This window comes from Vibrio sp. MED222 (assembly GCF_000153005.1).
In the GTDB taxonomy this organism is placed as follows: Bacteria; Pseudomonadota; Gammaproteobacteria; order Enterobacterales; family Vibrionaceae; genus Vibrio; species Vibrio tasmaniensis_A.
In genome coordinates this window covers 422,222-434,566 of sequence record NZ_CH902609.1, presented here as the reverse complement: position 1 = coordinate 434,566, position 12,345 = coordinate 422,222, and the positions used below count along the sequence as shown (strand labels likewise).

At 46.2% G+C, this 12,345-nt stretch carries 10 protein-coding genes; 7 read left to right on the top strand and 3 right to left on the bottom strand.

Annotation, left to right across the window (positions count from 1 at the left end; translation table 11 throughout):
* Window positions 1-15 precede the first annotated feature (15 nt).
* The 6 genes from atpH (at window position 16) to glmU (ending at window position 6,439) form a co-directional block, all read left to right on the top strand.
* Window positions 16-549, top strand: a complete 534-nt coding sequence (gene atpH / locus MED222_RS05145) for a F0F1 ATP synthase subunit delta (RefSeq protein ID WP_009848122.1) — start codon at window positions 16-18, stop codon at window positions 547-549.
* A gap of 13 nt (window positions 550-562) precedes the next feature.
* Complete coding sequence (atpA, locus tag MED222_RS05150; protein WP_009848121.1) at window positions 563-2,104, top strand: F0F1 ATP synthase subunit alpha; 1,542 nt, start codon at window positions 563-565, stop codon at window positions 2,102-2,104.
* A gap of 48 nt (window positions 2,105-2,152) precedes the next feature.
* Entirely contained in the window at window positions 2,153-3,019 is an 867-nt protein-coding gene (gene atpG / locus MED222_RS05155) for a F0F1 ATP synthase subunit gamma (RefSeq protein WP_009848120.1), read from the top strand.
* A gap of 34 nt (window positions 3,020-3,053) precedes the next feature.
* Window positions 3,054-4,457 (top strand): F0F1 ATP synthase subunit beta, encoded by a 1,404-nt coding sequence (atpD, locus tag MED222_RS05160; protein WP_009848119.1) that lies wholly within the window; start codon window positions 3,054-3,056, stop codon window positions 4,455-4,457.
* Between the two features lie 18 nt (window positions 4,458-4,475).
* On the top strand, window positions 4,476-4,898 hold the full coding sequence (locus MED222_RS05165; RefSeq protein WP_004735742.1) for a F0F1 ATP synthase subunit epsilon: 423 nt from the start codon (window positions 4,476-4,478) through the stop codon (window positions 4,896-4,898).
* A 182-nt stretch (window positions 4,899-5,080) separates the two neighbouring features.
* Window positions 5,081-6,439: a bifunctional UDP-N-acetylglucosamine diphosphorylase/glucosamine-1-phosphate N-acetyltransferase GlmU gene (glmU, locus tag MED222_RS05170; RefSeq protein ID WP_009848118.1), complete on the top strand. Its 1,359-nt coding sequence runs from the start codon at window positions 5,081-5,083 to the stop codon at window positions 6,437-6,439.
* Between the two features lie 127 nt (window positions 6,440-6,566).
* Here the strand turns inward: glmU and punC are convergent, their stop codons facing one another.
* Window positions 6,567-7,778, bottom strand: a complete 1,212-nt coding sequence (gene punC, locus MED222_RS05175; protein WP_009848117.1) for a purine nucleoside transporter PunC — start codon at window positions 7,776-7,778, stop codon at window positions 6,567-6,569.
* A 163-nt stretch (window positions 7,779-7,941) separates the two neighbouring features.
* Here punC and punR point away from each other — a divergent pair, with 163 nt between their 5' ends.
* Window positions 7,942-8,856 carry a DNA-binding transcriptional activator PunR gene (gene punR, locus MED222_RS05180; RefSeq protein ID WP_009848116.1) on the top strand — a complete coding sequence of 305 codons (915 nt, stop codon included), beginning with the start codon at window positions 7,942-7,944 and terminating at the stop codon, window positions 8,854-8,856.
* Window positions 8,857-8,956: 100 nt separating this feature from the next.
* Here the strand turns inward: punR and ilvA are convergent, their stop codons facing one another.
* Both ilvA and ilvD read right to left on the bottom strand, forming a co-directional pair.
* A complete protein-coding gene (ilvA, locus tag MED222_RS05185; protein ID WP_009848115.1) occupies window positions 8,957-10,501 on the bottom strand; it encodes a threonine ammonia-lyase, biosynthetic in 1,545 nt (514 codons plus the stop codon).
* 2 nt (window positions 10,502-10,503) lie between these two features.
* On the bottom strand, window positions 10,504-12,345 hold the full coding sequence (gene ilvD / locus MED222_RS05190) for a dihydroxy-acid dehydratase (RefSeq protein WP_009848114.1): 1,842 nt from the start codon (window positions 12,343-12,345) through the stop codon (window positions 10,504-10,506).

Below are 12,345 nucleotides of genomic sequence, written 5' to 3'. Positions count from 1 at the left end.
AGCAAGGGGCTGTATATGTCTGATTTGACTACAATCGCACGCCCCTATGCTAAAGCAGCGTTTGACTTTGCGGTAGATAAAGGTGAGCTAGACCAATGGGGTCAAATGCTTACTTTTGCTGCCGAAGTGGCACAAAATGATGATGTTCACAATTTATTAAGCGGTTCTATGACTGCTGAAAAATTAGCTGAAGTATTCATTGTAATTTGTGGCGAACAATTTGATGAATTCGGTCAGAACTTAATTAAAGTGATGGCAGAGAATGGCCGCTTAATGGCTTTTCCTGATGTTTGTAAAGAGTTCTTTATACTCAAAAAAGAGTATGAGAAAGAGATCGACGTTGAAGTAACTTCAGCGGTAGAACTTTCTGAAGAACAACGAGCAGAGATCAGCAGCAAATTGGAACAGCGCTTAGCGCGCAAAGTTCAGCTGAATTGCAGTATAGATGAGACTCTACTTAGTGGAGTTATTATTCGAGCCGGAGACCTAGTCATCGATAACTCAGCGCGCAGTCGTTTAGACCGCCTGAGCGATGCATTGCAGTCTTAATGGGGATTGGAGCATGCAACTTAATTCCACTGAAATTAGCGATCTAATTAAACAACGTATTGAATCTTTCGACGTTGTTAGTGAAGCTCGCAATGAAGGTACTATCGTTTCTGTAAGCGATGGCATCCTTAGCATCCACGGCCTAGCGGACGTGATGCAAGGTGAAATGATCGAACTACCGGGTGGCCGTTACGCTCTAGCACTAAACTTGAACCGTGATTCGGTTGGTGCTGTTGTAATGGGCCCGTATGCTGACCTACAGGAAGGCATGAAAGTTACAGGTACTGGTCGTATTCTAGAAGTACCAGTAGGTCCTGAAATGCTTGGTCGTGTTGTAAACACGCTAGGTGAGCCAATTGATGGTAAAGGTCCAATCGAAGCTAAATTGACTTCGCCTGTAGAAATTATCGCACCAGGTGTAATCGACCGTAAATCGGTAGATCAACCTGTTCAAACTGGTTACAAGTCTGTTGACTCAATGATCCCTATCGGTCGTGGTCAACGTGAGCTAGTAATCGGTGACCGTCAGACTGGTAAAACAGCAATGGCGATCGATGCGATTATTAACCAAAAAGATTCTGGTATTTTCTCTATCTACGTAGCTATCGGCCAAAAAGCGTCGACTATTGCTAACGTAGTTCGCAAACTAGAAGAGCACGGCGCACTAGCAAACACTGTTGTTGTTGTTGCATCTGCTTCTGAATCTGCAGCGCTGCAATACCTTGCACCGTATGCTGGTTGTGCGATGGGCGAATACTTCCGTGATCGCGGTGAAGATGCACTGATTGTTTATGATGATCTATCTAAGCAAGCTGTCGCTTACCGTCAAATCTCGCTACTACTTAAGCGTCCACCAGGTCGTGAAGCGTTCCCAGGTGATGTTTTCTACCTTCACTCTCGTCTACTTGAGCGTGCAGCTCGTGTAAGCGAAGCATACGTAGAAAAATTCACTAACGGCGAAGTGACAGGCAAGACTGGTTCTTTAACAGCTCTTCCTATCATCGAAACGCAAGCTGGTGACGTATCTGCATTCGTACCAACGAACGTAATCTCGATTACTGATGGTCAGATCTTCCTACAAACTGAGCTGTTCAACGCGGGCGTACGTCCAGCTGTTGACCCAGGTATCTCAGTTTCTCGTGTAGGTGGTTCGGCGCAGACTAAAATCATCAAGAAGCTATCTGGCGGTATCCGTACTGCTCTAGCTCAATACCGTGAACTTGCAGCATTTGCTCAGTTCTCTTCGGATCTTGATGAAGCGACTAAGAAGCAGCTAGACCACGGTCAAAAAGTTACAGAACTGATGAAGCAGAAGCAATACGCTCCTATGTCTGTATTTGACCAAGCTCTAGTAATCTTCGCTGCAGAGCGTGGATACCTTCAAGACGTTGAACTTTCTAAAGTTCTAGACTTTGAAGCTGCTTTACTGTCGTTTGCTCGTGGTCAATACGCTGATCTAGTAACACAGATCGACGCAACGGGTGCTTTCAACAAAGAAATCGAAGCTGAGCTGAAGAAGCTTGTTGACGATTTCAAGGCAACCCAGACCTGGTAATTGGTAGGTGGTCTTAGGGCCACCTCATACCATTAACGGAGAGTAACGATGGCCGGCGCAAAAGAGATACGTAATAAAATCGGTAGTGTTAAAAGCACACAGAAGATTACGAAAGCAATGGAAATGGTAGCAGCTTCAAAAATGCGTCGTTCTCAAGACGCAATGGAAGCTACTCGTCCATATGCAGAAACAATGCGTAAAGTGATCGGTCATTTGGCTAATGGTAGCCTCGAGTATAAGCATCCTTATCTTGAGGAACGTGAAGCCAAACGTGTTGGTTACATCATCGTTTCTACAGACCGTGGTCTTTGTGGTGGTTTGAACATTAACTTGTTCAAGAAAGCCATGAACGACATGAAAGATTGGTCTGAGAAAGGTGCTGATGTTGAGCTTGCAATTGTAGGCTCTAAAGCAACAGCATTTTTCAACAACAGCGGCGCGAAAGTAGCAGCTCAAGTTTCTGGTCTGGGCGATCGTCCAAGCCTTGAAGACTTGATTGGCTCTGTGAGCGTTATGCTGAAGAAATATGATGAAGGCGAACTAGATCGCCTGTTCGTAGTGTTCAACAAGTTTGAAAACACTATGGTTCAAGAACCAACGATCGATCAATTACTTCCTTTGCCTAAATCAGACAGCGAAGAAATGAAACGCAGTCATTCTTGGGACTACATTTATGAGCCCGAGCCAAAGCCACTACTAGATGCACTATTGGTTCGCTATGTCGAATCTCAAGTGTACCAAGGTGTGGTCGAGAACCTTGCTTGTGAGCAAGCGGCTCGAATGATTGCAATGAAATCAGCAACAGATAATGCTGGTGACATTATTGATGACTTAGAACTTGTGTATAACAAAGCCCGTCAATCGGCGATTACACAAGAACTTTCTGAGATCGTTTCAGGCGCAGCTGCGGTTTAAGCTTAGGTAAAACTAAATAGTTAGAGGATTAACGATGGCTACAGGTAAGATCGTACAGATCATCGGTGCGGTAGTCGACGTAGAGTTCCCACAGGGCGAAGTACCTCGTGTATACGATGCTCTGAATGTTAATGAAGTGAAAGAGCGTCTAGTTCTTGAAGTTCAGCAACAACTTGGCGGTGGCGTAGTTCGCGCAATCGTAATGGGTAGCTCTGATGGTTTACGTCGTGGTTTGACAGTTGAAAATACTGGCGCTCCAATCTCAGTACCAGTAGGTACTAAGACATTGGGTCGTATCATGAATGTCCTAGGTGACGCGATTGATGAGTGTGGCGAGATTGGTGCTGAAGAGCATTACGCCATTCACCGTGAAGCTCCAAGCTACGAAGAGCAGTCTAACGAGACAGCTCTTCTAGAAACTGGTGTTAAAGTAATCGACTTGATTTGTCCATTCGCTAAAGGTGGTAAAATCGGTCTATTCGGTGGTGCTGGTGTAGGTAAGACCGTTAACATGATGGAACTTATCAACAACATCGCACTTCAACACTCAGGCCTATCTGTATTTGCAGGTGTAGGTGAGCGTACTCGTGAAGGTAACGATTTCTACTTTGAGATGCAGGAAGCAGGTGTTGTAAACATCGAAAAACCTGAAGAATCAAAAGTAGCGATGGTTTACGGCCAGATGAACGAGCCACCAGGTAACCGTCTACGTGTTGCACTGACTGGTCTAACAATGGCAGAGCGCTTCCGTGACGAAGGTCGTGACGTTCTACTGTTCGTTGATAACATCTACCGTTACACACTAGCAGGTACTGAAGTATCAGCACTTCTAGGTCGTATGCCTTCTGCGGTAGGTTACCAACCTACACTAGCTGAAGAAATGGGTGTTCTACAAGAGCGTATCACGTCAACTAAAGCTGGTTCTATCACGTCTGTACAGGCGGTATACGTACCTGCGGATGACTTGACTGACCCGTCTCCAGCAACAACGTTCGCTCACTTGGATGCAACGGTTGTACTTAACCGTAACATCGCATCTATGGGTCTATACCCAGCGATCGACCCGCTAGATTCTACTTCACGTCAACTGGATCCATTGGTAGTTGGACAAGAACACTACGACATCGCTCGTGGCGTTCAGTCTACTCTTCAGCGCTATAAAGAGCTGAAAGATATCATTGCTATCCTAGGTATGGACGAGCTATCTGAAGAAGATAAGCAAGTTGTATCTCGTGCTCGTAAGATTGAGAAGTTCCTAACTCAGCCTTACCACGTAGCGGAAGTATTTACAGGTGACCCAGGCGTTTACGTACCTCTTAAAGAGACTCTACGTGGCTTCCAAGGTCTTCTATCTGGTGAATACGATGACATTCCAGAGCAAGCGTTCATGTACTGTGGTGCAATTGACGAAGCTATCGAGAATGCTAAGAAGCTATAAGGCTAACTAGGAGGCGATATGGCAGCAATAACCTTTCACCTAGACGTTGTAAGTGCCGAGAAACAAATTTTCTCTGGTCTTGTTGAGACGTTTCAGGTGACCGGTAGTGAGGGTGAGCTTGGTATTTTCCATGGTCACACTCCACTGCTGACCGCTATCAAGCCTGGTATGGTGCGTATTGTTAAGCAGCACGGCCACGAAGAAATTATTTATGTTTCTGGTGGTATGGTAGAAGTTCAGCCTGGTACAGCGACTGTACTGGCTGATACAGCTATCCGTGGTGAAGAGCTAGACGCAGCAAAGGCGGAAGAAGCTAAACGCAAGGCTGTGGAGAATATCCAAAATCAGCATGGCGACATAGACTTCGCACAAGCGGCCGGTGAACTGGCTAAAGCCATTGCTCAGTTACGAGTTATCGAACTGACAAAGCAGCGTCGTTAATCTTTTTAAGATTATAGACTCTGAGATAAAGGCGACCTAAGGGTCGCCTTTTTGCATTTTTAGGTTCTGAAAAATGCATCTTTTACACATCACTACTGGTTAAATGGTTATTGTGATTTAATTTTTTGGCCAAAAACGGTTACAATATCGGCTTAATAAAAATACTGTTGGATAGGTTTACAATGAAGTTTAGCGCAGTGATTCTCGCGGCGGGCAAAGGCACTCGCATGTATTCAAACACACCAAAGGTTCTGCACACGCTTGCGGGTAAGCCAATGGTGAAGCATGTTATCGATACATGTAATGGTTTAGGCGCTCAAAATATCAACCTGGTTTACGGCCACGGTGGTGATCAGATGAAGGCTACTCTAGCTGAAGAATCTGTAAATTGGGCACTGCAAGCTGAGCAGCTAGGTACTGGTCACGCTGTAGATCAAGCATCTGCACATTTTGCTGATGATGAAAAAGTATTGGTGCTATACGGTGATGTTCCACTAATCTCTCCTGAAACCATTGAAAACCTATTAGACGCTCAACCAAACGGTGGTATCGCACTACTTACTGTCGTTCTAGATAACCCGATGGGCTACGGTCGTATCATTCGTCGCAATGGCCCGGTTGTCGCTATCGTTGAGCAAAAAGATGCAACCGATGAGCAGAAGCTTATCAAAGAGATTAATACTGGCGTTATGGTGGCTACTGGTGGCGATCTGAAACGTTGGTTGTCTGGCTTAAGCAACGATAACGCACAAGGTGAATACTACCTGACTGACGTTATTGCAGCGGCTCACGATGAAGGTCGTGCGGTTGAGGCTGTACATCCAGTAAGCCCAATTGAAGTTGAAGGCGTGAACGACCGCTCACAACTGGCTCGTCTAGAGCGCGCTTACCAAGCTGAACAAGCAGATAAGCTATTGAAGCAAGGCGTAATGTTACGCGACCCAAGCCGCTTTGATCTACGCGGTGAATTACAGTGTGGTATGGATGTTGAGATTGATACTAACGTTATCATCGAAGGCAGTGTAAGCATTGGCGATAATGTGGTTATCGGCACTGGTTGTGTATTGAAAGACTGTGAGATTGATGACAACACTATCGTTCGCCCATACAGCGTAATCGAAGGTGCAACGGTCGGTGAAGACTGTACGGTTGGTCCATTCACTCGCTTACGTCCTGGAGCTGACATGCGTAATAACTCGCACGTTGGTAACTTTGTCGAAATGAAGAACACTCGCCTTGGTGAGGGCTCTAAAGCGAATCACTTAACGTACTTAGGCGATGCTGAAATTGGTCAGCGCGTAAACGTGGGTGCAGGTGCTATCACTTGTAACTATGATGGCGCAAACAAGTTTAAGACCATCATCGGCGATGACGTATTCGTTGGCTCAGATAGTCAATTAATTGCTCCAGTTACTATTGGTAATGGCGCTACCGTTGGTGCTGGCTCTACAGTAACTCGTGATGTTGCTGAAAATGAGTTAGTTATCAGCCGTGCTAAAGAACGTAAGATTGCTGATTGGAAACGTCCAACTAAGAAGTAAGTACTAACGTCCAAAAGATATTCGGATACAAGCCAGTAGCAATGCCACTGGCTGCTTTCTAAATAACTTTAGATATAAAAAAAGAGCGAGATTACTCGCTCTTTTTTTGTTTTCGTTAAACGAGAAACTAGTCTTGTTTCTCGTCAGCGACCACTCGAGAGTTGTCTGGTGTCGCGAAGTGTTCAGAAAGCTCTTTGTTTGAAACAATATAGCCAACCCACAATGCACCCAAACAAATCACAACCGCGATACCCGTTGCGCTTAGTGCTTGGCTAGCCATTGCCGCGACCAATGCACTTGATAGGCCACTGATACTGATTTGCAGGCTGTTTTGTAGGCCAGCAGCTGTTGCTGGGCTTTGCTTAGCACTTGATAGAGCACGGTTTACTACTATTGGGTAAAGTGCACCGTTTGCTACTGCAATCAAACAGAAAGGCGCAAGCAGAGGCCAGATTGACGTCAGTTCCCACTGTGATGCAATGAAGATAAGCATCGCTGCAACGCTGAACAAACCGATAAGATTTCTTAGTACAACGCCATCACCATATTTCTTCACCGCTTGCTTACCGAAATAACCACCCGCCATGAACGCGATTGTCTGTGGGATAAAGCTCAAGCCGATGTCTTTTGCTTCATAACCTAGCTGAGCCATTATCTCTGGCATACCCGTTAGGTAAGCGAAGAACGCTGCAGATGCCGAAGCAAACATTAAAACATTACCCATGTAAGGCTTTGATTTTATCAACATCTTGATGTCTGTCTTAATCGATGTCTGCTTTACTTCAGGCGCTTCTTTTGGTTGAGCCATTGTTGTTGCAATTAGTAGTGCGCCCATCAAAGTCAATGTAATGAAGATACTGTGCCAGCCAAAGCTGTCTGCTAGCAACACACCCAGTTGAGGTGCTAGTGCTGGAGATAGCGCTACTAGAGGCATGATAGTAGCAAAAATTTGCTGGCTACTGCTTTGCGAGTAACGCTTGATAACCATTGCTTGCCAGATTACCGCAGGCGCACACACACCGATCGCTTGAATGAAGCGTAGTGTTAGTAGGTGCCATACCTCGGTGCTGAATGCCAAGCCGAATGACGCTGCCGTAAAGATAACAAGACCAACCGCTAGTGTGTTGCGGTGACCATACTTGTCACTCGCCAGACCCCAAAGAAGCTGACCCATTGCCATACCGCCAAGGAATACAGTTAGAGACAGAGCAATCTGCTCTGGACCGGTTGCGAAATCAACTTCCATTGCCTTAAATGCAGGAAGGTACATATCGGTCGCAATAAAGCCAAGCATTGAAAGTACTGCAAGGTAGACCAATTGAAATTTAGAAATATTCATAAGATGCCATTAAGCTAAAGGTAGTGATGTTTTTATCATCAAAAAAATTGTTTGATATACAGAAGTGAAAGCCCCTGTTTATTTGTGCTGACATTCTATTTTTCAGACCTGATAAAATAAAACGCTAAAATATGTGGTTATCAATCAAAAAATTTGAAGGCTTATGTTCTCTAAATCCTCTTTAGAAATGCTCGATACTGTTGCTCGCTTAGGCAGTTTTACTGCGGCGGCAGAACAATTGCACAAAGTGCCCTCAGCGATCAGCTATGGGGTTAGGCAGGTAGAGCAAGAGCTTGATGTTCTACTTTTCAGACGGTTACCAAGAAAAGTAGAGCTGACACCTGCAGGTGAGTTGTTTATTGAAGAGGCTCGTCAACTGCTGAGACAGATGGAAGAACTCAGTGCCCAGACTCGCCGAGCTGCGCGTGGTTGGAAGAAAACCTTGCGCTTAACGCTTGATAACGTGGTTAAGCTCGACAAGATGAAGCCTATGATTGAAGAGTTTTATCAAACCTTTGAGTTCGCTGAGCTGCAGATTAACATGGAAGTGTTTAACGGCTCTTGGGAAGCCATTGCACAGGGCAGGGCGGATGTCGTGATTGGTGCAACCTCGGCGATTCCGGTTGGTGGTGACTTTGAAGTTAAGGATATGGGGCGGTTAGATTGGGCATTTGTGATGTCACCCAGTCACCCGTGTGTGCGAGAGCAAAACCTTAATGAAGCCTTTGTCAGTCAATACCCAGCAATATGTTTGGATGATACCTCTAGTGTACTGCCTAAGCGACACACAGGGCACTTTTCGAATCAAAGGCGTCTATTGTTACCTAACTGGTACAGTGCGATAGAGTGTCTTAAAAATGGTGTTGGGGTGGGTTACATGCCAAGGCATATCGCCGCACCTATTATTGAGCAAGGTTTGCTGGTAGAAAAAATATTGCCCGAGCCAAGCCCGCAGAGTCATTGTTGTTTGGTGTGGCGAAAAGACGATAACCATAAATTGATCGAATGGATGGTCAAATATCTAGGATCAAGTGAGCAACTTCACCAAGATTGGTTGGATCATCGTAAAGCGATCTAATGATGCGATCCGTTGAAGATCATTCGGGTTAGGTTTGAATCAGCCCAATAAAAAGAGCGAGTTATCATAACTCGCTCTTTTTCATGTTTAGTCCGAACTTTTAAGACAAGAAGAACTTGTAGGAAGGGTTATCGGTTTCATCTTTGCATTGGTAGCCGAGTTCTTCTAAATGCGTAGAGAACTGAGCCAAATCGTCATCACCAAGCTCAAAACCACACAGCACACGACCGTAATCAGCACCATGGTTACGATAGTTGAACAAGCTGATATTCCAGTGAGTCCCTAAGGTATCAAGGAATTTAATCAATGCTCCTGGGTATTCAGGGAACTCAAAGCTGTACAGACGCTCTTTCAATGGTTTCGATGGTTTGCCGCCAATCATGTAACGAATATGAAGTTTTGCCATCTCGTCATCAGACAAGTCGACAACCGCGTAGTCACCCTCACGTAAGTCATTGATGATGTGTTCGAGTTCTTCTTGTCCACCTTGTAGACGTACACCAACGAAGATATTCGCCAGGCTTTCGTCGTTGTGGCGGTAGTTAAACTCAGTCACCGCTCGACCACCAATAATGTTACAGAACTCTAGGAACGCACCTTGTCGTTCTGGAATAGTCACCGCAAGTAGACCTTCTCGCTTCTCACCCAATTCACAACGCTCAGAGACATAACGCAGACCGTGGAAGTTGGTGTTCGCACCAGACAATACCGTTGCTAGTTGCTTATTTTGCAGTTGGTTTTGTTCTGCAAACTTCTTAAGGCCTGCCAGAGCAAGCGCTCCTGAAGGCTCAGCAATTGCACGGGTGTCTTCAAAGATGTCCTTTACCGCAGAGCAGATTTCATCGCTAGATACTGTAATATGACCATCAATGTACTGTTGGCAAAGACGGAAGGTTTCTTCACCAATGCGTTTAACCGCAACACCATCAGCAAACATGCTGACCTGATCCAGTACCACTGGTTCACCCGCATCCAGTGCTGCTTTCAAGCAAGCTGAGTCTTCAGGCTCTACCGCAATCACTTTAATCTCTGGCATCAGTTGTTTGATAAGCACTGCAACACCAGCGGCTAAGCCACCACCACCAACCGGCACAAAGATATAATCCATGTGACCGTTTTGCTGCAGCATCTCCATGCCCATAGTACCTTGCCCTGCAATCACCAGTGGGTGATCGAAAGGAGGTACAAAGGTGAAGCCATGTTCAGCCGATAGGCGTTCCGCTTCCGCTTTTGCTTCATCGAAATTACTGCCGTGCAGAACCACATTACCACCAAATCCGCGTACCGCATCAACCTTGATATCCGGCGTCGTTTTTGGCATCACAATCGTGGTCTGAATACCAAGCTTAGAACCGGACAGCGCCATACCTTGAGCATGGTTACCTGCCGATGCAGCAATCACACCTGCGGCTTTCTGTTGTTCAGAAAGGCTTGATACCATGTTGTAGGCACCACGTAGCTTGAACGAGTGCACCGGCTGACGGTCTTCTCGTTTAAGCTGAACCTGATTACCGATACGAGCGCTTAAGCGTGGCATATCTTGCAGAGGTGTCACAATCGCCGCTTCGTAAACCGGCGCTCTCAGGATCTGGCGCAGATAATCTGCGCCAGTTTGTTTTTGGGGGCTGGAGGTGTCATCACTCATAGTTAGCCCTCAAGTTTAGACTTATCACGTACAGCGCCTTTGTCGGCACTGGTCGCCATGCTTGCATAAGCTTTCAGTGCGAAAGACACTTCACGCTGACGGTTTTCTGGTTTCCAGCCTAGTGCATCTTGTTTAACGCGACGTGCTTCAAGCTCTGCTTCTGGCACATCAAGTGTGATTGAGCGGCTAGGGATGTCGATAGTGATAATATCGCCCGTGTTCACTAGACCAATCACACCGCCACTTGCTGCTTCTGGAGAAGCGTGACCGATAGACAGACCTGATGTACCACCAGAGAAGCGACCATCAGTCAGTAGAGCACATGACTTGCCTAAGCCCATTGATTTCAAGTAAGTCGTTGGGTAAAGCATCTCTTGCATGCCCGGACCACCTTTAGGACCTTCGTAACGAATAACAACCACTTCGCCGGCTTTTACTTTACCCGCTAAGATGCCGTCTACTGCCGTATCTTGGCTTTCGAATACGATTGCAGGGCCTTGGAATTTAAGGTTTTCTTCATCAACACCCGCGGTCTTAACGATACAACCATCAACCGCGATGTTACCTGAAAGTACCGCTAGTCCACCTTCTTGGCTGAATGCGTTTTCTTTAGTACGGATACAACCTTCTTTGCGATCGTCATCAAGACGATCCCAACGACAATCTTGTGAGAAAGCTTTAGTTGTACGGATGCCCGCAGGACCAGCACGGAAGAACTTAAGCACGGCTTCGTCTTCTGTCTGCATGATGTCGTACTGTGCAAGTTGCTCTTGCATGCTTAGACCAAGTACCGTGCGAGTTTGGTTGTTTAGTAGACCTGCACGGTCAAGTTCACCAAGGATAGCCATTACGCCACCAGCGCGGTGAACGTCTTCCATGTGGTATTTCGGAGTTGAAGGTGCCACTTTACATAGGTGTGGAACACGGCGAGACATCGCGTCGATATCATCCATATCGAAATCAATGTCGCCTTCTTGAGCTGCTGCCAAAAGGTGAAGAACGGTGTTACTAGAACCACCCATTGCGATATCAAGTGCCATCGCATTATCAAAGGCAGCGCGGTTTGCAATGTTGCGTGGCAGTGCTGATTCGTCGTCTTGCTCGTAGTAACGCTTGGTTAGATCAACGATACGCTTACCGGCATTGATGAACAGCTCTTCACGGTCTGCGTGTGTTGCCAGCATAGAACCGTTACCAGGCTGAGATAGACCAAGTGCTTCTGTTAGACAGTTCATTGAGTTTGCTGTGAACATACCTGAACATGAACCACAGGTTGGACATGCTGAACGCTCTACTTGCTCACTTTGCTCATCAGAAATGGTTGGATCGGCGCCTTGAATCATCGCGTCAACAAGGTCGAGCTTGATGATTTGATCTGAAAGCTTGGTTTTACCTGCTTCCATTGGGCCGCCTGATACAAAGATCACAGGGATGTTTAGGCGCATAGCTGCCATCATCATTCCCGGAGTGATTTTGTCACAGTTAGAGATACACACCATCGCATCTGCACAGTGTGCATTGACCATGTACTCTACCGAGTCTGCGATAAGCTCACGTGATGGCAGTGAGTACAGCATGCCGCCGTGGCCCATTGCGATACCATCATCGACTGCGATGGTGTTGAATTCTTTAGCGATACCGCCCGCTTTCTCGATTTCACCTGCAACCAGTTGACCCATATCTTTAAGGTGAACGTGGCCAGGTACGAATTGAGTGAAAGAGTTTACAACCGCGATGATTGGCTTACCGAAGTCATCATCTTTAACGCCAGTTGCACGCCATAAAGCGCGCGCACCAGCCATGTTGCGTCCGTGGGTAGTCGTTGCTGAACGATAGATTGGCAT

Bases quoted from the DNA above. Each gene is read 5' to 3' on its own strand.
- ilvA (WP_009848115.1), bottom strand. From the start codon at position 10,501: ATGAGTGATGACACCTCCAGCCCCCAAAAACAAACTGGCGCAGATTAT.
- ilvD (WP_009848114.1), bottom strand. From the start codon at position 12,345: ATGCCAATCTATCGTTCAGCAACGACTACCCACGGACGCAACATGGCT.
- atpH (WP_009848122.1), top strand. From the start codon at position 16: ATGTCTGATTTGACTACAATCGCACGCCCCTATGCTAAAGCAGCGTTT.
- punC (WP_009848117.1), bottom strand. From the start codon at position 7,778: ATGAATATTTCTAAATTTCAATTGGTCTACCTTGCAGTACTTTCAATG.
- atpG (WP_009848120.1), top strand. From the start codon at position 2,153: ATGGCCGGCGCAAAAGAGATACGTAATAAAATCGGTAGTGTTAAAAGC.
- MED222_RS05165 (WP_004735742.1), top strand. From the start codon at position 4,476: ATGGCAGCAATAACCTTTCACCTAGACGTTGTAAGTGCCGAGAAACAA.
- atpA (WP_009848121.1), top strand. From the start codon at position 563: ATGCAACTTAATTCCACTGAAATTAGCGATCTAATTAAACAACGTATT.
- punR (WP_009848116.1), top strand. From the start codon at position 7,942: ATGTTCTCTAAATCCTCTTTAGAAATGCTCGATACTGTTGCTCGCTTA.
- glmU (WP_009848118.1), top strand. From the start codon at position 5,081: ATGAAGTTTAGCGCAGTGATTCTCGCGGCGGGCAAAGGCACTCGCATG.
- atpD (WP_009848119.1), top strand. From the start codon at position 3,054: ATGGCTACAGGTAAGATCGTACAGATCATCGGTGCGGTAGTCGACGTA.